The organism is Effusibacillus dendaii, from assembly GCF_015097055.1.
GTDB classification, from domain to species: domain Bacteria; phylum Bacillota; class Bacilli; order Tumebacillales; family Effusibacillaceae; genus Effusibacillus; species Effusibacillus dendaii.
Genome location: NZ_AP023366.1, coordinates 765,604 through 786,819, shown reverse-complemented (window position 1 = coordinate 786,819; position 21,216 = coordinate 765,604). Strand labels below are relative to the sequence as shown.

The window sequence follows — 21,216 nt, the reverse complement described above, 5'->3', positions numbered from 1 at the left end:
TAGAGACTACGGAGTGCGTTTGCCACACTCTGATTTGCCCCTATTATAGCATATGAAAGATTAATACTCAAATATGCAAGGAAAAGGTTTTATTGGGGGGATTCTCAATCTCCCTCTTTTCCATATATAACCTGTTATAATAATAAAAAGGAGTTGATTTTTATGAAAAACCTCAAAACAGCAGGAGTGGTTGGGGCTATGGGATTGTTCCTGATTCTCAATCCGGGGGTATTTGCGTGGGGGAACAAGGTAGACAGCTCGCACCCAGCGACAGGAACAACGGTAGATGGAGGGTACTTGTTTGACGAAGGAAAACCACCTGAACAAGCAAGTCCCGATCATATTTCAGTAGTGCTTGATAACAATGATGTATACTTCCCAGATGCCAAACCTTACATCGACAGCGATTCCGGACGGACGTTGGTTCCAATTCGATTTGTCGCTCAACAGATGAAAGCACAAGTAAATTGGGACGACGGTACGCAACAAGCCACCATCAATCTCAATGGAAAACAGATTGTCTTGACGGTGAATAGCCAACAGGCAACGGTCAACGGACAGGGAGTTGGACTTGATGCTGCACCTACTTTAAAAGACGGACGAACCTATGTGCCGCTTCGGTTCATTTCGGAAGTCTTGATTGACAAAACTAAATTAGGTGGAAAAAATCCGATTGATTGGGACCCGCAATACCGTGTCATTCGGATTCACACGAAATAGGAATTCTCTCTTTTTCATGGCGCATGGAAATACGCAGTTTCTTCTGGTGCTATCTTCTGCTTGTCCAGCATATAGTCGTAACGATAGCAGGACAAGGAGGGGGCCCCTATGGTTCGCAGCTTGAAAATTGCCGCCGAACGGTATATACAAGAGAATTCCAAATTAATCATCTACACGATCGTCCTTTTCATTGTCGGCGTAATCTTCGGTTCCATTGTCGTCAGCGCGCTGGCGGACGGTCAGAAGACGGATCTGTTCAATTACCTGAAAGGATTTTTCGGTTTGGTGAACGACAACCAACTGCCGGATTCCGCTTATGTGACCTGGCACAAAATTATCACCAACCTGAAAATGCTGGGACTGATCTGGGTTTTGGGGCTTTCCATCATCGGATTGCCGCTGATCGTCGTTTTGATGTTTTTAAAGGGTTTTACGATCGGCTTTACGGTTGGATTTCTGGTTGACAAATTTGCCGGAAAAGGTCTTCTGTTCGCCATTATGGCCGTATTGCCGCAAAATCTGATCTTGGTTCCCGCCTTGGTATTGGCCGGAGTGGCTGGCATTGCGTTCTCGCTGATGCTGGTCAGATCCCGATTTGCGCCGGAAATGTCATTGTACCAGAAATTTTTGAAATACACGATTCTGTTTTTGATTCTCGTTGGCTGTATGATTGTCGCGTCTTTCGTGGAAGGTTACGTGAGCCCTATTCTAATGAAGGTTGTGACCCCTCATTTGTAATCTTTCAAAATGAGTTTGGGGCCGTCTGCGATGTTTTTGGCAAATGAGCCGACTCGCGCTATACTAAGTAACGAAAGTATCCATGCTTGTGGCCAAGCCATGGAGCATACGGGAATCAATAGGCGGGAAGGGATTTGCATGAACGAATCATCGAAATTCACAGTCCGCAACGAATCGTTTGTTTGTATACACTGCGGAACATCCGTCCGTCCGTTGACCGGCGGAGGATGTCGGAATCATTGTCCGGAATGTTTTTACTCCCTGCATCTGGACATTCATCCAGGTGATCGGGCATCCGATTGCAAAGGAATTCTCGAGCCGATCACAGTGGAATCGCACAGCAAAAAGGGATATATGATCGTCCATCGCTGCAAGCGGTGCGGTCTTCAGACAAAAAACAAAATGGCGCTGGAAGATCCTGTCCAGCCCGACAATTTTGCGCATCTGTTGGAACTGATGCAAAGAAATCCCGGTATTTGACACCTGATCGGGCTTTTTCATATAATAGAAACAGAAAGTTAGCCGTGTGCAACTTGCTTGCGACAGAATTCAGGAGGGTTAGTCGAATGCATGAAAGACTCGATCAAATCAAGGAACAGTTGCATTCGAAGTCGTTTAAACTAACTCCTCAACGGGAAGCTACTCTGCTGGTTCTCTTGGAAAATGAAGAAGCGCATTTAAGCGCCGAAGAAATTTTTATGCTGGTCAAACAGAAAGCGCCCGATATTGGGTTAGCCACGGTGTATCGGACGCTTGATCTGTTAAGCGAACTAAAAATCATTGAGAAGCTTAATTTTGGTGACGGAATGGCGCGATACGAATTCCGTTCGGAAGATCATCCCCATCACCACCACCATTTAATCTGCCTGAAATGCAATCGGTTGTTTGAAATCGAGGATCTGCTTGACACGTTGGAAGAAAAGGTCGAGCGCGAACATAAATTTAAGATCGTCGACCATCGTGTCAGTTTTCTCGGATATTGCGAAAACTGCCGCGAGGATCTGTAATACGAAGTCCCGTTCATCCGAATAGGGACTTTTTTCGCTATAATTGGGTCAAAATAACGGATAGCACCATGGAAAGGAGCGGTTCGTTTTGATCATCGGTGTCCCGAAAGAGATTAAAAACAATGAAAATCGGGTGGCGCTTACGCCGGGCGGAGTAGAAACGTTGCAAAACGCCGGTCATCAGGTTTTGGTGGAAAGCTCAGCCGGACTCGGAAGCGGTTTTACAGATGAGGAATATCAACAAAAAGGAGCCCGGATTTTGCAGACGGCGGATGAAGTTTGGGGTCAGGCGGACATGATCCTGAAAGTGAAAGAGCCGATTGCCTCTGAATACGGTTATTTTCGTAAGGGACTCATTTTGTTTGCCTATCTGCACCTGGCGCCGGAACCGGAACTGACAAAAGCGTTGATGGAAAAAGAAGTTGTGGCCATCGCCTATGAAACGATCCAACTGCCGGACCGTTCCTTGCCGCTCCTGATGCCGATGAGTGAAGTGGCGGGGCGAATGTCGGTGCAGATTGGGGCGCAGTTTCTGGAAAGCCAAAACGGCGGCAAAGGGATTTTGCTGGGAGGCGTACCGGGTGTAGCGCCAGCAGAGGTTGTCATCATCGGCGGTGGAATGGTCGGCACGCAGGCGGCGAAAATGGCATTGGGAACGGGCGCACGGGTTACCATTCTGGATGTCAACCCGGATCGAATGAGATATTTGGATGACATATTTGGCGGGCGTGTAACGACTGTCATGTCGAATTCGCACAACATCGAGGAAGCGGTGCGGAAAGCGGATCTGCTGATCGGGGCGGTGTTGATTCCCGGTGCGAAAGCTCCCAAACTGGTCAAGGAATATATGGTCAAGGCCATGTCGAAGGGATCAGTGATCGTCGATGTAGCGATTGACCAAGGCGGTTCCATTGAAACAATTGACAGAGTCACCACTCATTCGAACCCCACCTATGAAAAATTCGGCGTGGTGCATTACGCGGTGGCCAACATGCCGGGAGCGGTACCGCGTACCTCGACCCTGGCTCTAACGAATGCAACACTGCCATACGTGCTGCAGATCGCAAATAAAGGGCACAAAACCGCCATTTCCGAAAATCAGGCGCTTGCGCTGGGAGTCAATGTGATCAACGGGAAAGTGACGTATCAGGCGGTCGCCGACGCATTGGGGCATCCGTATGTTCCTTTGCAGCAGGCAATGGCGTAATTATGCGATTCGGATGATGGCGGTACCTGCACGTTTGCTTAGGCAGGGATGGCAAACACATCTGAATCCGGGCATGCGGTACCTACACGTCTACTTTGCGACAGGGCCGGGCAAACCGTTCCGTGTTCGCATTGATCGCATGTAAGGTGCTGCATCCCGCAAAAGCTAGCAGCGAAGAAGCCAGGGTTGCCGTTAAAGGACTCACATGCATGGCTCTCTTACCGTGTAGATTGATAGCGGGCCGTTTCGGAACAAATGGTTCACTGCGTATGTGATACACCGTTCCGGGCCCGATTTCGGTTACACGGAAAGGGAGCCGTTTATGCATGTTGTCGTACTGACGGTAACCCTGTTTCCACTGCTTTTCCGTTTACTTTTCCGCCTGAAAGGCCATGACAAGGATTGAACTGCCGGCTTTCTGGGTCAATTCCCGCTCCAGATTTTGCAATTCCTTAACTTCTTCTTCCGTCAGTTTGGCCGGAGGATATTTATCCAAGTATGTGTTTACATCAGCCATTTGTCACACCCCCTTCTGTCTATCATTTTTCGGAGAGTGCGAACATATGCATCTGACAGGAGGTGCCTTATGATTGTCTCACTTCGACAGATTGCCAGATGGGTTCAAATGGCAGTTCTCGTTTGCCTTTTCTCATTCGTATTGTTTAAAGCGATGGCATTGTTTCACGCATGGATTCAACCGGTAGACAAATACCGGGAACCGCGCGGAAATTCTTTGAAAGTCAATTCTGTACCGATTTCCTCAGAATCGGATTCGGATTGGGATTGGGCCAATTACATTTTGTCCAGAATGAAGATGTTCTACTTTACGGGAGAATAATGGCAGGAACGACAAGCAGGAAATAGCCCCTTTTCGTAGAAATATGTATTGCTGAAGAAAAAGGGGAGTTTAACCGATGGACAAGCTGATCGAACGATTCATTCATTACCTTGCGGTCGAACGGGGCCTCTCACAAAATACACTGGAATCCTATCAAAGAGATTTGATCGGATACACGGAATTTTTACGACAAAATGGAATCGAGGATATCGATCAAACGCGGCGGGCGAGTATTATTGGGTATCTGGCGGGACTGCAAAAAATGGGCCGCGCGACCACCACGATTTCCCGCAACCTGGCAAGCATCCGTTCGTTTTACGGATTTTTGCTGCGTGACGGACTGATTGAAGGCGATCCAACGGCAAATCTCGAATCACCTAAGGTTGAGAAGAAGCTGCCGCAAGTCCTGTCTGTACAGGATGTCGAACGGCTGCTCGAATCGCCTGATCTGCGAACACATGCAGGCATACGTGACAAAGCGATGTTGGAACTGCTTTACGCATCCGGAATTCGAGTGTCAGAATTGGTCTCGCTCAATATCGAAGATGTAAATATCAACATGGGATTTCTGAAATGTTTCGGGAAAGGGTCGAAGGAACGAATTATCCCGTTAGGGGCTGTCGCTTTAAAGATTCTCGACCAATATATGAACCGTTCCCGGCAAAGTTTAGTGCGGGATGCATCGGAACGTTCCCTGTTTTTGAACCACCACGGACAACGATTGACGCGGCAAGGGTTCTGGAAAATTATCAAGAAATACGCGAAAGCGGCCAATATCAAAAAAGAGATTACACCGCACACATTTCGTCATTCGTTTGCGACGCATCTGTTGGAAAATGGGGCTGATTTGCGTTCCGTTCAAGAAATGCTCGGCCATGCAGACATTTCCACTACGCAAATTTATACGCATATTACCAAGTCTCGCTTAAAGGAAGTATACGCGAAAACGCATCCCAGGGCCTAATTTTTTTCTTCCATCTTTCATGTTTCCGGTTGTCCGCTCGTATATTGAAGTACGGGTAAGGAGACTGGGGGGGAAATCATGTCTGTACTGGCTTTACTGGCCGGATTGGTATTTGTGGTCACGCTTTTGCTGCTGATTACCACGATAAAATACATCGGGAACGACCAGAGCATTTCGAAAGCGCAAGAAGATGCCCGAAACGAAAACTACTCTGGCCCCCTGTTATGAATGATTCGCTTTTTCTCATCTCTTCGGTGTATGCTGCGGAGATGTTTTTTTTTGGAAAGAATGGTATCGTAAATTCGTGAGAATGTTGGATGGGGAGGTTTCTTCGATGAATAGATACGGGCGTGTCATATTGCTCGTGCTGGACAGCTGCGGTATCGGGGAAGCGAACGATGCGGCGGAATACGGGGATGTTGGCACCAATACGATAGCCAACATTGCAAGAGCGGTGGGCGGCCTGCATGTTCCGAATCTGGCCAGGTTGGGGCTTGGCCGAATCCACCCGATTGCGGGTGTAACAACCGACGCAAAGTCTGGGGCATACGGAAAGATGGCCGAGCAGTCAGCGGGCAAAGACACCACAAACGGACATTGGGAGATGATGGGGGTCAAGCTGGAACAGCCGCTCCCGACATATCCGGAAGGATTTCCAAAAGAAATCATGGATGAGTTTGAACAACGGATCGGACGTCAGACATTGGGTAACAAACCGGCATCCGGAACCGAAATCCTAAAGGAGTTAGGCGATCGGCATATGCAGACCGGCTATCCGATCGTCTATACATCGGCTGACAGTGTGTTTCAGATTGCGGCGCACGAAGAAATTGTGCCGCTTGAAGAACTGTACTGCTGGTGCGAAATCGCCCGCGCCATGCTTGTGGGCCCGCATGGTGTCGGCCGCGTGATCGCCAGGCCGTTTGTCGGTGAAAACGGACAGTTTGTGCGAACGGCAAATCGCCGCGACTACTCTCTTTTGTTTGGCCGAACGGTGCTAAACGAACTGCAGGAGGCGGGGCTTGACGTTGTCGGCATTGGCAAAATCGAAGACATCTATGGAGGATCTGGCATTACGCGGGGGATACATACGAATGACAATATGGATGGGGTCGATCAGACGCTGACTGCGATGAGGGACGTGGAGAAAGGTCTGATCTTTACCAACCTGGTCGATTTTGATGCAAAATATGGCCACCGCAACGACCCGTATGGATTTGCCAAAGCGATTGAGCAGTTTGATGCCCGAATGCCGGAACTGATCGGTTCCTTGCGGGCGAACGATTTGTTGATCATCACCGCCGACCACGGGTGTGACCCGACGACAGCCGGGACTGACCATACACGCGAATTCGTGCCGCTGCTGGCTTTTGCAACCGGAATGAAAACGACGGTGAGTCTCGGTGTCCGTGAAACATTTGCCGACTTGGGCGCTACGATTGCGGACAATTTTGGAGTGCCAAATCCGGGAATGGGAAGGAGTTTTTTATATGAACTTACTGAATCAGATCGATGAATCGGCCTCTGTTATCCGAAAACAAATTTCAGGAACGCCAAAAATTGGCCTGGTGCTAGGGTCCGGCCTTGGCATATTAGCGGAAGAAGTAGAGAACGCGGTTACAATTCCGTATGATACAATCCCCCATTTTCCCGTTTCCACGGTGGAAGGGCATGCCGGCCAGTTTGTATTCGGCCGTTTTGCCGGACAAATGGTGGCGATGATGCAGGGCCGCTTTCACTTTTACGAAGGGTATTCAGTCGGACAGGTGACGTTTCCCATCCGTGTCATGAAACGTTTAGGCATCGACACGGCGGTGATTACCAATGCGTCAGGCGGCATTAATAAGGACTTTGCAGCCGGTGATTTGATGCTGATCCGCGACCATATTAATTTAACCGGACAAAACCCGCTGATCGGGCCAAACCATCCGGAACTGGGAGTCCGTTTTCCCGATATGTCGAACGCGTACGACCGGGACCTGCGGGAGCTCGCCCACCGTCTCGCCAATCAACTGTCGATTCCGCTCCAGGAAGGCGTTTACGCGGGGCTGACCGGTCCCAGTTATGAAACACCGGCCGAAATTCGTATGCTGCGGCAGTTGGGAGCCGATGCGGTTGGCATGTCGACCGTGCCGGAAGTGATTGTCGCCAAGCATATGGGAATGCGCGTATTGGGCATTTCCTGTATTTCCAACTTGGCGGCTGGAATCCTGGATCAGCCGTTAAGCCATCAGGAAGTGATGGAAACGGCGGAGCGGGTCAAAGAATCGTTCAGCCGTTTGGTTCGGGAAATTGTCAGGGAACTGTAGGATTTTGAGGTGGGCCCATCATGAGAATGTATGATTTGATCCGGAAAAAACGGGATGGCGGGGAATTATCGAAACCAGAAATCGAATTTATCGTAAACGGTTATACGAACGGTTCCCTGCCCGATTATCAGATGTCCGCTTTTACGATGGCGGTCTTTTTTCGGGGTATGACCGCAAGGGAAACAGCCGATTTGACGCGGGCGATGGCCAATTCGGGCGATACAGTCGACTTATCTGCGATCAAAGGGATCAAAGTAGATAAACATTCCACGGGCGGCGTCGGTGACACTACTACGTTGGTGCTGGCTCCGCTGGTGGCGTCGATCGGTGTGCCGGTTGCCAAAATGTCAGGGCACGGATTGGGTCACACAGGCGGCACAATTGACAAATTGCAATCGATTCCCGGTTTTTCTGTCGAATTAAGTGAACGGCAGTTTGTGCAAAACGTCAACCAGATTGGTCTTGCTCTGACCGGACAGACGGGGGATGTGGCGCCTGCCGACAAAAAGCTGTATGCGCTGCGAGATGTGACGGCGACTGTCGACTCGATTCCCCTGATTGCCAGTTCCGTAATGAGCAAAAAGCTGGCGGCCGGAGCGGACGCGATCGTGTTGGATGTGAAAACGGGCGAGGGAGCTTTTATGAAGACGCTCGACGAGTCGTTTGTTCTGGCGAAAGCGATGGTTGAGATTGGCACGGAACTGGGCCGCCAAACAATCGCGGTTGTTTCAGACATGAATCAACCGCTTGGATTGGCGGTTGGCAACGCCCTGGAAGTGAAAGAGGCAATCGATACGCTGCAGGGGCACGGTCCTGCCGATTTAACCGAATTATGTCTTGAACTGGGAGCTCATATGACGGTGCTGGCAAGGAAAGCGTCAGATCCGGAAACAGCTAAACAACGGCTGCGCGATCAGATTTGTTCGGGGGCGGCTGTTGCCAAGCTGAAACAGTTTATTGCGGCGCAGGGGGGAGACGCATCTGTGGTCGATCGGCCAGAGATGCTTCCACAGGCGGCCAAAACGGTCGTCTTCAAATCAGAAACAGACGGCTTTATCTCCTATATCAATGCCGAAACGATCGGCACCTGCGCGATGCTGCTAGGTGCCGGACGAGAACAGAAAGATTCGGCGATCGATCTGGCGGTAGGCATCGTGCTTCAGAAAAAAATAGGCGATCAGGTGGCAACAGGAGACCCGTTAGCCGTTTTGCATTTGAATGACGACGCCCGTTTGCCAGGAGTAATCTCCCTGCTCAGGGAGTCATTTGAAATCAGCCCGGTACCCGTGCCAAAGCCGCCGCTTATATACGGGGTTGTCACACGCGAGGGTATCGAAAGATTCTATTGATTGGGGGAGAGAAGATGCAAAAGGATGCAAAGGATTTGTCGGCGATTGAAATCTATAAACTGTTGATCGGTCTGGTAACGCCTCGCCCGATTGCGTTTGTCACCACATTGTCGGAAAACGGAATTGTAAATGCGGCGCCTTTCAGTTTTTATAATGTGGTTTGCAGTGATCCGCCGATGCTCGCGGTCTCGGTGGCCCGCAAAGATGACGGAAGCAGCAAGGACACGTCTCGCAATATCCGGCGGACAGGTGAATTTGTCGTTCATACGGCAGAAGAATCACTCATTGAAAAAATCAACCATACGTCCTGTCCGTACCCCTCTTCTATTTCGGAAGTGGAGCGGGCCGGATTGACGACGGTTCCCGGAAAGCTTGTAAAAGTTCCCCGTGTGGCAGAGTGCCGCGTCGCGATGGAGTGCAAACTGGTACAGATTGTCGAACTTGGGAATGGACCGGACAGCGACTTGATTATAGGCGAGGTCGTACATTTTGCAGTCGATGACGAAGTTGTCAACAACGGGCGGGTGGATGTTGAAAAATTAGCGCCTGTCGCCCGATTGGCAGGCTCCAACTATAGCAAACTGGGGTCAGTTTTTGCGATGGAACGGCCAAAATACACACCCGAATAAAAACGCCAGATATTGTAATGAAAACCTTCCCCTGGTGGTACACTACCCGTATCATTGAAGGAGGGACACAGTCATGTGGCGTAACGTTTCCAAAAAGTTGATCCTGACAGTCCTGTCTGTCGGGATTTTTACAGGCAGCTGTCTGCTTCCATCCCATTTTGCATACGCTGCGGAAGTAAAATCGGACAACAAACAGGTGCAGATTGCCAAGCAGGCGGTCTCGGCAGTTGTCATGGATGCGGCAACCGGCCAACTGCTGTTTGAGAAAAACGGACATGAGAAACTTCCGCCAGCCAGCGTTACGAAAATCATGACCATGCTGCTTGTGATGGAAGCGGTGGAATCGGGAAAGGTGAAATTGACCGATAAAATCCGAACCAGCGAATATGCGGCATCCATGGGGGGATCGCAGATTTATCTGGAACCGGGCGAAGAAATGACGCTGGAACAGATGATGAAAGGTATTGCGCTCGGTTCGGCCAACGACGCATCGGTGGCGGTTGCTGAACATTTGGCAGGCTCGGAAGAGGAGTTTGTGCGCTTGATGAACGAGCGGGCACAGGAGTTGGGGATGAAGAATACGCATTTTTCCAACTGTAACGGCCTGCCGGTCCAAAACCATTATACGTCTGCATACGATATTGCCATCATGTCAAGGGAACTGGTCAAGCATGAGACGGTTCTGAAATGGACCTCCCTGTTTCAGGATTACCTCCGGCAGGATTCGGAAAAACCGTTCTGGCTCGTTAACACCAATAAACTGGTGCGCTTTTATGATGGGGTGGACGGTTTAAAAACGGGCTTCACATCCGAATCCAGATATTGTTTAAGCGCAACTGCCAAACGGAACGGATTTCGTGTGATCGCGGTGGTAATGGGGGAACCGACTTCACCCACCCGCAACGCGGAAGTATCGGGAATGCTCGACTGGGCATTTGCCAACTATTACAGCGAAACGCTTTATAAACGAGGCCAGGTTGTGCAGAAAGGCGCTATTGAAAAAGGAACACCGGAAGAAATTCCGCTGGTTGCAGCGGATACCGTCGGCATTCTGATGAAGAAGGGGGAAAAGAAAGACGCGTTCACCCAAACGGTCGAACTGCTGTCCGTCAAAGCGCCGCTCGAAAAAGGGGTGGTCGTGGGACATATTGTCGTCTATAAAAACGGCCAGGAAGTGGGACGCACCAACATCCTTGCAGGGGAAAAGGTGGAGAAAGCCAGTCTTGGCGAAATGTTCAACCGCACCATCCGGCATTGGCTGAAGCCGTAGTAGCTTGAAACCCTAGAAGCTAGAACGAACCCTAAAAGCTTGAAACCGCAGAAGAACGAAATGCACGAAACCATCGGAACCGCTGTCCGATGGTTTTTATTTGATTTGCATGAAACGAAGCGGCCTCTGTCCGGCAGAAAACCGAACCAAGGCCGCCTGGCAAGGATAGCTGTTTCTCACGGCACCAACACTTTCTCACGCAAATTGTATTCCACCGTCTTTTGCATGCGTAAAAATGTTTCTGCAGCAGATATCAGATTACCCTGTTTTTTGTAAATGTCAGACAGGAGAGAGAATGCCTCTGCCAATTCGGTCAGTTCGTTTCGCTGTTCGCACAACGAAATCAATTCTTCACAGCAGGTGATAGCTTCTGAATAATGGCCGTTTTCCAGAGCAATTTTCGTCAATGTCGATTGTGCTTCGATAACAGTGAGTTCATCAGGATCGGCTAGTGCAATCGCTTTCAGGCAGTGAGTTTTGGATTCATCGAAACGACCCAAACGGAACAGGATTTTGGCAGTTAGGGTATGGATGGATGAGATTCGTTCCAACCACGCCTCATCCCCTTCTTCCAAACAGGCTTGCAGCATGTGCAGCGCTTCTGCCGGGTTTCCGTTTTCATCCAGTATTTCGGTTAATTGAATTTTCATTTCGGCTGTTCTGTCAGACAAGCCCAGCGCATCGTAAGCGGTAATCGCTTTCTGGGCAAATTCGACCGCTTTTGGGTAATTATGCAATCCTCTTTGCGTTTGGCACATCAATGCGTAAAAATCAGCCCGCTTCTGAACGTGGTTTGTTCCCTGCAAAAGCTTTTCCGCTTTCAGCAAGGTGTTGTATGCATCCGCAAAATTATACAACTGATTTTGCACCTTACCGTGTAAAAGCAAAGCTTCTAATAGGAGAGCTGTTTCTCTCGGAATGTGTTTGGTGCAAAGGGTTACTGCCTTAGACCAATAAAAATCGGCCAACATCCAGTTATTTCTTTCAAATTCGATCAATCCCAGAGAGCAATACAATTTTACGGCAGACACAAAATCATTCTGTCCACATGCATCGTGGATCAGCTTTTCGTTAAGCTTGATTGCCTCATCAATGCTTCCAATCTTGACAAGACAGGTGGCCAAATCCGATTGAACGGCAAACAATGGCGGCCCGGACGGTGTAGTTTGCACAAGTTCCTGCAACAATTCAGCAGCCGCCTGATAGTTTTTGGCCTCCATCAAAATTCGGGCATACTTCAAACGGTTGCTTTTTTCTTCCTTCGTTTGGATGTCCTCTCGGAAAAAATGCAGCGGGACACCTAACCGTTCAGCTAATCTGGCTAATAACTTGTTGGAAGGATTCGCCTTATCCGCTTCAATTTGGCTGATCATACTGGCCGTCACTAGATTTCGACCAAGTTCGCTTTGTGTCATGTTGCGAGCGAGCCGCAACTCTCTGATTTTTCCTCCTAATGTTTGATTCATGCAAATTTCCCCCTGTTTCCCAAACCCCATTCATAATTTTACTATTTTTGGTGATGCAGGGAAATAGTTAGTTTTTTAATCTTTGTGGCAATGATAGAAACAGAAGGGGGAGATATGACTTATGAAATCATTTGTTGTGGTGGGAGGCGATGCAGCAGGGATGAGCGCTGCGATGCAGATTGTCAGACATATGTCAGAAACGTGTCAAACGATTGTGCTGGAGATGGGGGAGACGCTTTCCTATGCCCAGTGCGGACTTCCCTATTACATTGGCGGCGATGTCGCCGATTCGCACAAATTGATTGCCCGAACGAGGGAAACGTTTCAGAACAAATATGGCATCGATGTGCGAATGGAATGTCAAGCCACGCGTGTTCACCCACACAATCGGTCAGTCGAGTATACAAATTTGCGTTCGGGAGAGACAAGACAGATTTCATATGACAAACTGCTGATTGCCACCGGCGCCAGACCGATCGTTCCAAACTGGGAGGGAACCAGCCTGCAGGGGGTCTTTCTGCTGAAAACGATCCCTGATGCCGAACGGATTCGCCGTTATTTGACGGAACAGGCCCATGTGCAAAGGTGTGTGATTATTGGCGGCGGATATATCGGTTTGGAAATGGCGGAAGCGGTTACAAATCTTGGAAAACAGGTTATCGTGCTGGATCGGAACGATCAGATTGCCACCGCTTGGGATCGGGAGATTTCCGAACAGGCCTGTCTTCATATGGAACAAAAAGGTGTTCGGGTAAAGCTCGGGCAAACCGTAAAGGGGATTGCAGGAAAGCAAGGGGTAGTCCAGTCGGTAGAGACAGAAACCGAATCGTTACCGGCCGATCTGGTTTTGATTGCCATCGGCGTTGTGCCAAACAGTGAACTGGCGAAAGAGGCGGGCATTGGGCTGGGATTTCGCGACGCGATTCAGGTCAACCGGCAGATGGAGACCAATTTTCCAAATATATATGCGGCCGGGGATGCAGCGGTCCATTATCATCGTGTAAAACAAAAAGACGATTATATCCCGCTCGGTACTACCGCAAACAAGCAGGGGCGGATTGCCGGCAAAAATATGGCGGGGCAAACGGCCTCTTTCGCGGGGATAGTCGGTTCAGCTGTTGTTAAAATATTTGATTTGGCCATGGCTCGAACCGGTTTAAACGAAAAAGAAGCGAGCGATTTGGGAGTTGAATTTGAATCGGTGCAGATCGAGACAAAAGATCATGCAGGATATTATCCGAACGCCGAACCGCTTACGATCAAGCTTTTGGCGGAAAAATCCAGCGGAAAACTGTTGGGTGGACAGGCAATTGGGAAAGCGGGTGCGGACAAGCGAATCGATCTGTTGGCTGTTGCTTTGTACCACGATATGACAATCGATCAACTGCTCGAATTGGATTTGTCCTATGCCCCCCCTTTTAACTCTGTATGGGATCCGGTGCAGCAGGCAGCCCGCCGTTTTTGACGCTGTCCTTTGACGCAATCGATCGAATAACATCTAGTTTTGTCGAGGGGCAGGAAAAAATTTGCCGTGACTCGAATACCCTCTGTAGACCAACACCTCAGGGGGAAAAGAACATGAGCTTACATATCGAGATAGAAAAAATGGGCACTACCCTGGCAGTCCGTTTGGCAGGCGAGTTGGATCATCATACGGCGGAAATGGTGAGAACCCGGGTAGATTCGGAATTTGAGCACGGAACCAGCAAAAATCTGATTCTGTCGCTAGAGCGTTTGGATTTTATGGACAGTTCCGGGTTAGGGGTGATTTTGGGCCGATACAAGCAGGTGTCCCAACTGGGAGGCAAGATGGCCATCTGTTCGGTTCAAGGTTCCATTCGCAAGCTGTTCGAACTGTCCGGAATCCACAAGATATTGCCCCTTTACGAGACTGAGAGCGGCGCATTATCGGAAATGGGGGAAGCATAAATGGCACGAAATCACATCAAGATTGAATTTGCAAGCCTTTCCGTCAATGAGTCGTTTGCCCGGGTGGCAGTGGCTGCTTTCATATCGCAGTTAAATCCGGATATGGAAGAACTTACCGAGATCAAAACGGTTGTCTCGGAAGCGGTAACAAATTCGATTATTCATGGGTACGAGGGTCAAGAGGGGATTGTCACCGTGACATGTTATTTGGAGGGTCAAAGAGTCGAATTGATCATTGAGGACCACGGACGGGGAATTGAGGATGTGGAAGAGGCTCGTCAGCCGCTTTACACGTCCAAACCGGAATTGGAGCGCTCCGGTATGGGGTTTACCATCATGGAAAATTTCATGGATGAAATGGAAGTCACATCGGCTCCCGGCAAAGGCACCCGCGTCCGTCTGGTTAAAACTATCAAGAGTGCGCAAGTACTCGAACATTAAGGGGTTTGCCTATGGAACAATATCGAAGTCCTTCAACAGGCAAACTGGCTGATGAACAAGTCAAGGATTTAATTGCCAGGAGTCAATCGGGCGAACAGTCAGCCCGTGAACAATTGGTCGTTGCCAACCAACGTTTGGTCTGGTCGGTGGTGCAACGCTTCCTGAACAGGGGATACGAACCGGACGATCTGTTTCAGATCGGCTGTATCGGGCTGATGAAAGCGATTGATAAATTTGATTTGAATTATGACGTCCGTTTCTCCACCTATGCGGTGCCTATGATTATCGGCGAAATCCAGCGTTTTTTGCGCGATGATTCAACAATTAAAATCTCCCGTTCCCTCAAGGAGACAGCCAGACAAATCCGCCGGGTGAGGGACGAATTTTCCAAAAAAACAGGCCGTCAGCCGCATGTAAACGAAGTGGCGGAAATCATGGGAATGGAACCGGCGGAAATCGTTTTCGCACAAGAGGCGCTGCGGCAGCCGGCTTCCATTCATGAAACGGTCTATGAAAATGACGGAGATCCGATTTATTTGGCAGATCAAATTGCTGACGATACGCAGGAACGCTGGTTTGACAGACTGTCGCTGCACGATGCGCTCACCAAGCTGCCGGAGCGTGAACGATTGATCGTTTTTTTGCGGTTTTTCCGCGACAAAACACAGGCGGAAGTAGCCGAGGTATTAGGCATCTCGCAAGTGCAGGTATCCCGGCTGGAAAAACGGATTTTGCAAACGATTAAGGATCAGCTGGGGTAAGGTCCGAACGTGCTTAGAACATCTCGTTTCACTTTTACAGTGAGGCGGGATGTTTTTTGTTTTCATGGATAGCAGTCAGCAATCCGTGGGATTCTATAGAATCGAAAGAAATTCCAGGCAAGGGGGTGTAGTTCTCATGATTACAAGCGGGTCGCAAAGCAAACAGACGTATAAAGATTTTGCCAGAGCAAGAACGCCGCAGAAGCCCGTTCTGCGAAATACGATACGGGCTTTTTTGGTCGGCGGACTGATCTGTCTGATCGGTCAATTTATACAGATGTTTTACATGAAGGTGTTCGATTTCCCGGAGCGATCCGCCAGCAATCCGACGGTTGCCACTCTCATTTTTATATCTGTGCTGTTAACAGGGTTTGGCGTCTATGACCGAATCGGTCAGTGGGCAGGAGCCGGCTCGGCTGTGCCTGTCACCGGTTTTGCCAATTCAATGGCATCTTGTGCTCTTGAGAGCAAGAGCGAAGGACTTGTCCTCGGGGTGTCCGGAAATATGTTCAAACTGGCGGGACCGGTCATCGTATACGGAACGGTAGCAGCTTTTTTTATCGCTTTGATCCGTTATTTCGTTAACAAGATCTAAGGAGGTGGCGTATGGGCAAAGTAGGTAAACAAGGACAAAACAGTTGGGCGAAGGCGGAAGAAAAGCTGTTGGAACAATCTATCCAACTGGCGATTGAAAAAGCGGGGCCTACATCCGACCAGGTGGATTTGATTTTGAGCGGGGACCTTGTCAATCAGATTACAACTTCCAGTTTTTCTGCGAGAACCGCCGCTCGTCCCTATTTGGGCATATTGGGGGCTTGCTCGACTTCCATGGAAGGACTCGCTTTGGCGGCGCAGCTTGTTGACAGCGGTTATGCAAACTATGCGATTGCTGCTACATCGAGCCATAATTCAACAGCGGAGCGGCAATTTCGCTATCCGACCGAATATGGCGGACAAAAGCCGCCGACCGCCCACTGCACAGTAACCGGAGCGGGCGCGGCGCTGGTCGGGAAAAGCGAGAAAGGGCATCTGATCACACACGCGACAATCGGCAAAGTGATCGATTGGGGAATCAAAAGCCCTTGGGAGATGGGGGCTGCGATGGCGCCAGCAGCGGTCGATACGATCACGGCCCATTTTCAGGATACAGGCCGTACGCCAGCCGATTATGATCTGATTGTTACGGGCGATTTGGCGCGAATCGGTGCGCCAATCGCGCGCGAAATGCTGGAAAACAACGGATATTCAATCGAAGACAGATATGAGGATTGCGGAGTTTTGATCTACCATCCGGATCAACCGGAAGTATTTTCTGGCGGAAGCGGCTGCGCCTGTTGTGCAACGGTTACCTAAGGGGGAAAGTATTCCATGTATTGCCCATGCGGTCGCAATTGAAGCAGGAGGTGCATAAAACCATGACCTTTTTTTGGGCGTTTGTAATTGGCGGCTTGATCTGTGTGGTGGGACAATTGTTGATGGATTTGACCACTTTGACGCCTGCCCACGTGATGGTGATTCTGGTTGTAGCAGGTGCGATACTGGACGGATTCGGCTTATATGAACCGCTTATCAAATTTGCCGGAGCGGGTGCATCGGTTCCCATCACCAGTTTTGGCAACTCGTTGGTGCACGGTGCGATGGCGGAAGCGCAAAAAGAAGGATTGGTCGGCATCATTACCGGAATTTTTGAAGTGACCAGCGCAGGTATTTCGGCAGCCATCATTTTCAGTTTTTTGGCGGCGCTGGTCTTTCGTGCGAGAGGATAGGAGCGGGGGGATTGTGATGGATTCGGAACCGGAATCCCATTCCAATAAACCGGCCGCCAAACGCAAGGTGATCGTGATTACGGATGGCGACCAAATTGCTCGCAAATCGGTCGAGACCGCAGCTCGACAAGTAGGAGCCCGTGTGATTTCCCGTTCGGCGGGAAATCCTTCCCCTCTCTATGCCAAGCAGCTGGTAAAACTGGTGCTGAAGGCGAAGCATGACCCGGTGATTGTAATGTTTGACGATAATGGGGATGAGTGGGAAGGAGTCGGCGAGAAAACGCTGCTCGATTTTATTCGCCATCCCGCTATTGAAGTGATTGGCGCGATTGCGGTTGCAGCCAACACCACTATCGGATTGGGAACAAAAGTGGATTTTTCACTCGACCGTGATGGCAATATGGTCTATGACGGTGTGAATAAAGACGGCTACCCGTTAGGGCTGAAGCGCCCTGTCATCGTGGGCGATACGGTCGACGTGCTGAGGAAACTGAATGTGCCGATTGTGGTAGGAATGGGCGATATCGGAAAGATGCAGGGAAATGACGCCTATTATAAAGGAGCGCCCATTACAACTGCTGCCATCATGGAAATATTGAAACGGAGTGGTTTCGATGCCTCATATTCAAACGAATACGGACATCCCGCCGAGTGATCAGAAGCTCGCTTTGGAGAAAAAGTTAGAGGAGAACCTTCAATTTTTTAGTAAAGCGTTGAGCATTGGCAAAAGTTACGATGTGGTTCTCCGTAAAATGGAGTTTGCCGGCAAAGATTTCGGTATTCTGTATATTAACGGTTTTGTAAAAGACCACATTTTGTCCGATATCCTTCGGTACCTGTCAACGCTTGAACGGGAGCAGTTGGTGTCCGATGTCCTGCAAAACCTACTATCGACTTACATGGCGCATATTCAAGTGAGCGCAGTGAAAACGACAGCGGAAGTGGTTTCGGCCGTTCTTACAGGTCAAACCGCTTTTTTGATCGATACAATTGACCAGGCACTGATCGTGGATGCCAGGCAATACCCTAATCGTACACCGGAAGAACCGGATTTGGAAAAGGTGGTACGTGGCGCCCGTGACGGTTTTGTCGAAACTCTGGTGATAAATACGGTCATGACAAGAAGAAGGATTCGCGATCCGCGGCTGATTTTTGAAAATATGAAAATTGGTGTCCGCTCCAAAACGGATATTGCGGTCGCCTACATACAGGATGTCGCTGATCCCAATTTGGTGAAAGAGATCAAGCAGCGGCTTGAAAAAATTGAAGTGGATGGAATCCCGATGGCGGAAAAATCGGTGGAAGAATTCCTCGTGCAAAAAGGTTGGAATCCGTATCCGGTTGTCCGTTATACGGAACGGCCAGACGTAGCAGCGATCCATTTATTGGAGGGGCACGTTTTGATTTACGTGGACACGTCTCCGTCTGTAATGATAACACCCGCCACGTTTTTCCACCATCTGCAGCATGCGGAGGAATACAGGAACAATCCGGCGGTGGGTGGCTACATTCGAATGGTGCGCCTGTTTGCCGTTTTGGCTTCTGTCTTTTTAGTTCCTCTCTGGCTTTTGTTTGCTGTCTTTCACCGCGATTGGCTGCCGCATGGATTGACGTTTATTGGTCCGGAAAAATCGGCTAAAGTCCCGATTGCACTGCAGTTTATTCTTGCCGATCTTGGGTTAGACATGATGCGGATGGCAGCCATTCATACTCCCACACCGCTGGCTACCGCAATGGGCTTGATTGCGGCCGTTCTGATCGGACAAATTGCGGTCGGGGTGGGGCTCTTTAATAATGAAACGATTCTATACCTGGCGATTGCCGTGCTGGGTATGTATGCCACCCCCAGTTACGAAGTCGGGATGGCGAACCGACTGATTCGGTTAGGTCTGATTGTTGCCGTTTGGGCATTCAAACTGCCTGGATTGATCATCGGCGTGGGGTTGTGGATGCTGCTTCTGTTTACTACCCAATCGGTCGGACGTCCCTATATGTGGCCATTGTTTCCTTTAGAAATTGGCGCCTTTCTGGATCTGTTCATTCGCTCGCCGATCCAGCGGATCAACAAACGTCCCGCTATCGTTCGCCCGCAGGACCCTGATCGGCAGCCGAATTAAATGGTGAATGGGGGTTCCCGCAACTAGGCTTACGCCGCGCCGAAGGGCATGGCGTAAGCCTAGTTGTCTTTATGATTTTCAAAAAGCATGCTATAATGTCAGTCATACTGTTGACTGATTTTTTCTAGTCGGGAGAGGAGCTTGCCACATGTATCTGCATGGAACAAGCCGCATCAATGAAAAAGGACATCTTGAAATTGGCGGCTGTGACACGACCGAATTGGCCGAAAAATACGGGACACCGTTGTATGTATATGATGAACAATTGATTCGCGAAACGTGCCGTGCATATAAGGATGCTTTTGAGAAAAGCAGCTTGCGTTATCAAATCAGCTACGCATCGAAAGCGTTCTGTACGATGGCGATGTGCAAACTGGTGGCAGAAGAAGGACTGTCGCTTGACGTTGTATCGGCAGGCGAATTGCACACCGCGCTGAAATCTGGTTTTCCGGCGGAGCGCATTCATTTTCACGGGAACAACAAAACACCGGATGAGATCGAATATGCGTTGCAGGCAGGAATTGGAGAATTTGTTGTCGACAATTTTTATGAATTGGAATTGTTAGGCGCCATGGCCGTGGAAGCCGGAAAAACAGCCGTCATATTGCTGCGGGTGGCACCGGGTGTTGAAGTTCATACGCATGAGTACATTTCAACTGGGCAACAGGATTCGAAGTTCGGTTTTGATATTGCGAACGGGCAGGCGAAACAGGCGATTCAAACGGCGGTCAACACAAAAGGGGTCCGTCTGGTCGGTTTGCATTCCCACATCGGCTCACAGATTTTTGAAACGGAAGGGTTTGCAACGGCGATTGCCCGTTTGGCCGATTTGTATGAATGGGCACAACAGGAAGCAGGCGCTCGCTTTACAAAATTAAATGTAGGCGGCGGATTTGGCATTCGTTATAAGGAAGGTGACGAACCGCTCGCTCCATTTGAATATGTACAGGCCATCACAGAAGCGATTAAAGCGGAATTTGCGCTGCGCGGACTCGACTTTCCGGAAGTCATGATCGAGCCGGGACGTTCCATCGTGGGGCCGTCCGGGACCACATTGTATACGATCGGTTCCAGCAAGACAATTCCGGGAATCCGCAAGTATGTGGCGGTGAACGGCGGTATGACTGACAACCCGCGTCCCGCTCTTTACCAATCCGAATATGAGGCGATTTTGGCAAACCGGGCAAACGAAAAGCCGACGGAGAAAGTCTCGATTGCAGGAAAATGTTGTGAAAGCGGCGATATGCTGATTTGGGACATCGAACTGCCGGAGGCGAAACCAAACGATGTTCTCGCCGTATTCTGCACAGGCGCGTACAATTATTCGATGGCCAGCAATTACAACCGACTCACGAGGCCTGCCGTTGTGTTTGTCAAAGATGGCAGGGCGGATCTGGTGGTACAACGGGAAACGCTCGATGATTTGCTGCGAAACGATTTACTGCCGGAGCGAATGCATGCGGTCAAGACAGACGCCCGATTTTGACGATTTTGGCAGGGGATAGGCAATTCCCCTGTCATTTTTTTATGGCGTGCGTAGACTGAAAGTAGTTGTCAAAAAAGAAAGCGGGGGGATTAGATGGGCGTATTGTTTTCGGTTATGTCCTCGTTGTTTCGTTGGGGTGGCATGATTCGCGGATTTTGGGGATTCATTGTCCCGTTGTGGGGGTTCTTTAGAGGGAGATTTGGAAGCGGGGCTGCGATT

General features: G+C 49.7%; 24 protein-coding genes and 1 pseudogene. 23 read left to right on the top strand and 2 right to left on the bottom strand.

From position 1 onward, the window contains the following. Positions 1 to 162 precede the first annotated feature (162 nt). The 5 genes from skT53_RS04115 to ald all read left to right on the top strand — a co-directional run bounded on the left by skT53_RS04115 (position 163) and on the right by ald (position 3,672). Positions 163 to 720 carry a copper amine oxidase N-terminal domain-containing protein gene (locus tag skT53_RS04115; RefSeq protein ID WP_200759903.1) on the top strand — a complete coding sequence of 186 codons (558 nt, stop codon included), beginning with the start codon at positions 163 to 165 and terminating at the stop codon, positions 718 to 720. A gap of 108 nt (positions 721 to 828) precedes the next feature. Continuing rightward, positions 829 to 1,458, top strand: coding sequence for a stage II sporulation protein M (gene spoIIM, locus skT53_RS04110; protein WP_200759902.1), 630 nt, complete (start codon positions 829 to 831; stop codon positions 1,456 to 1,458). Positions 1,459 to 1,596: 138 nt separating this feature from the next. Next, positions 1,597 to 1,938 (top strand): RNHCP domain-containing protein, encoded by a 342-nt coding sequence (locus skT53_RS04105; RefSeq protein ID WP_200759901.1) that lies wholly within the window; start codon positions 1,597 to 1,599, stop codon positions 1,936 to 1,938. An 86-nt stretch (positions 1,939 to 2,024) separates the two neighbouring features. Continuing rightward, complete coding sequence (gene fur / locus skT53_RS04100; RefSeq protein WP_200759900.1) at positions 2,025 to 2,465, top strand: ferric iron uptake transcriptional regulator; 441 nt, start codon at positions 2,025 to 2,027, stop codon at positions 2,463 to 2,465. Positions 2,466 to 2,553: 88 nt separating this feature from the next. Further along, entirely contained in the window at positions 2,554 to 3,672 is a 1,119-nt protein-coding gene (gene ald / locus skT53_RS04095) for an alanine dehydrogenase (RefSeq protein WP_200759899.1), read from the top strand. 370 nt (positions 3,673 to 4,042) lie between these two features. Here ald and skT53_RS04090 read toward each other — a convergent pair whose 3' ends face one another. After that, positions 4,043 to 4,189, bottom strand: coding sequence for a hypothetical protein (locus skT53_RS04090; RefSeq protein WP_200759898.1), 147 nt, complete (start codon positions 4,187 to 4,189; stop codon positions 4,043 to 4,045). Between the two features lie 69 nt (positions 4,190 to 4,258). Between skT53_RS04090 and skT53_RS04085 the strand changes: the two genes are divergently transcribed. From skT53_RS04085 to skT53_RS04050, 8 genes are all read left to right on the top strand, one after another. After that, entirely contained in the window at positions 4,259 to 4,510 is a 252-nt protein-coding gene (locus tag skT53_RS04085; protein WP_200759897.1) for a DUF4227 family protein, read from the top strand. Positions 4,511 to 4,586: 76 nt separating this feature from the next. Beyond that, positions 4,587 to 5,474 (top strand): site-specific tyrosine recombinase XerD, encoded by an 888-nt coding sequence (gene xerD, locus skT53_RS04080; RefSeq protein ID WP_200759896.1) that lies wholly within the window; start codon positions 4,587 to 4,589, stop codon positions 5,472 to 5,474. A 78-nt stretch (positions 5,475 to 5,552) separates the two neighbouring features. Next, positions 5,553 to 5,702 (top strand): hypothetical protein, encoded by a 150-nt coding sequence (locus skT53_RS04075; protein ID WP_200759895.1) that lies wholly within the window; start codon positions 5,553 to 5,555, stop codon positions 5,700 to 5,702. Between the two features lie 106 nt (positions 5,703 to 5,808). Further along, positions 5,809 to 6,990 carry a phosphopentomutase gene (locus tag skT53_RS04070; RefSeq protein WP_200759894.1) on the top strand — a complete coding sequence of 394 codons (1,182 nt, stop codon included), beginning with the start codon at positions 5,809 to 5,811 and terminating at the stop codon, positions 6,988 to 6,990. Continuing rightward, the gene (locus skT53_RS04065; RefSeq protein ID WP_200759893.1) at positions 6,965 to 7,783 is read left to right on the top strand and encodes a purine-nucleoside phosphorylase; all 819 of its coding nucleotides are present in this window, start codon (positions 6,965 to 6,967) and stop codon (positions 7,781 to 7,783) included. The genes skT53_RS04070 and skT53_RS04065 overlap by 26 nt, the downstream gene beginning before the upstream one ends. 20 nt (positions 7,784 to 7,803) lie before the next feature. Then, positions 7,804 to 9,132, top strand: coding sequence for a pyrimidine-nucleoside phosphorylase (locus skT53_RS04060; RefSeq protein WP_200759892.1), 1,329 nt, complete (start codon positions 7,804 to 7,806; stop codon positions 9,130 to 9,132). Between the two features lie 14 nt (positions 9,133 to 9,146). After that, positions 9,147 to 9,761 carry a flavin reductase family protein gene (locus tag skT53_RS04055; RefSeq protein ID WP_200759891.1) on the top strand — a complete coding sequence of 205 codons (615 nt, stop codon included), beginning with the start codon at positions 9,147 to 9,149 and terminating at the stop codon, positions 9,759 to 9,761. 73 nt (positions 9,762 to 9,834) lie between these two features. After that, on the top strand, positions 9,835 to 11,031 hold the full coding sequence (locus tag skT53_RS04050; RefSeq protein ID WP_200759890.1) for a D-alanyl-D-alanine carboxypeptidase family protein: 1,197 nt from the start codon (positions 9,835 to 9,837) through the stop codon (positions 11,029 to 11,031). A 176-nt stretch (positions 11,032 to 11,207) separates the two neighbouring features. On the opposite strand, the gene skT53_RS04045 is transcribed toward skT53_RS04050, so the two are convergent. Then, entirely contained in the window at positions 11,208 to 12,497 is a 1,290-nt protein-coding gene (locus tag skT53_RS04045) for a tetratricopeptide repeat protein (protein WP_200759889.1), read from the bottom strand. A gap of 121 nt (positions 12,498 to 12,618) precedes the next feature. Here skT53_RS04045 and skT53_RS04040 point away from each other — a divergent pair, with 121 nt between their 5' ends. The 10 genes and pseudogenes from skT53_RS04040 to lysA all read left to right on the top strand — a co-directional run bounded on the left by skT53_RS04040 (position 12,619) and on the right by lysA (position 20,997). Beyond that, positions 12,619 to 13,962 carry an FAD-dependent oxidoreductase gene (locus skT53_RS04040; RefSeq protein WP_200759888.1) on the top strand — a complete coding sequence of 448 codons (1,344 nt, stop codon included), beginning with the start codon at positions 12,619 to 12,621 and terminating at the stop codon, positions 13,960 to 13,962. A 113-nt stretch (positions 13,963 to 14,075) separates the two neighbouring features. Beyond that, on the top strand, positions 14,076 to 14,426 hold the full coding sequence (gene spoIIAA, locus skT53_RS04035; protein ID WP_200759887.1) for an anti-sigma F factor antagonist: 351 nt from the start codon (positions 14,076 to 14,078) through the stop codon (positions 14,424 to 14,426). Beyond that, a complete protein-coding gene (gene spoIIAB, locus skT53_RS04030; RefSeq protein ID WP_200759886.1) occupies positions 14,427 to 14,867 on the top strand; it encodes an anti-sigma F factor in 441 nt (146 codons plus the stop codon). It abuts the gene before it with no gap. Positions 14,868 to 14,878: 11 nt separating this feature from the next. Further along, entirely contained in the window at positions 14,879 to 15,628 is a 750-nt protein-coding gene (gene sigF / locus skT53_RS04025) for an RNA polymerase sporulation sigma factor SigF (protein ID WP_200759885.1), read from the top strand. A 136-nt stretch (positions 15,629 to 15,764) separates the two neighbouring features. Beyond that, positions 15,765 to 16,223, top strand: a complete 459-nt coding sequence (gene spoVAC / locus skT53_RS04020; RefSeq protein WP_200759884.1) for a stage V sporulation protein AC — start codon at positions 15,765 to 15,767, stop codon at positions 16,221 to 16,223. A gap of 32 nt (positions 16,224 to 16,255) precedes the next feature. Further along, positions 16,256 to 17,039: pseudogene (locus tag skT53_RS04015) on the top strand (stage V sporulation protein AD); the annotation flags it as partial. Between the two features lie 4 nt (positions 17,040 to 17,043). Then, positions 17,044 to 17,394 carry a stage V sporulation protein AE gene (gene spoVAE / locus skT53_RS04010; RefSeq protein WP_200759883.1) on the top strand — a complete coding sequence of 117 codons (351 nt, stop codon included), beginning with the start codon at positions 17,044 to 17,046 and terminating at the stop codon, positions 17,392 to 17,394. 16 nt (positions 17,395 to 17,410) lie between these two features. After that, a complete protein-coding gene (locus skT53_RS04005) occupies positions 17,411 to 18,049 on the top strand; it encodes a stage V sporulation protein SpoVABEA (protein WP_200759882.1) in 639 nt (212 codons plus the stop codon). Beyond that, positions 18,009 to 19,511 (top strand): spore germination protein, encoded by a 1,503-nt coding sequence (locus tag skT53_RS04000; protein WP_200759881.1) that lies wholly within the window; start codon positions 18,009 to 18,011, stop codon positions 19,509 to 19,511. Before skT53_RS04005 ends, skT53_RS04000 begins: the two co-directional genes overlap by 41 nt. Positions 19,512 to 19,659: 148 nt before the next feature. Further along, on the top strand, positions 19,660 to 20,997 hold the full coding sequence (gene lysA, locus skT53_RS03995; RefSeq protein ID WP_200759880.1) for a diaminopimelate decarboxylase: 1,338 nt from the start codon (positions 19,660 to 19,662) through the stop codon (positions 20,995 to 20,997). Positions 20,998 to 21,216: the final 219 nt, after the last annotated feature.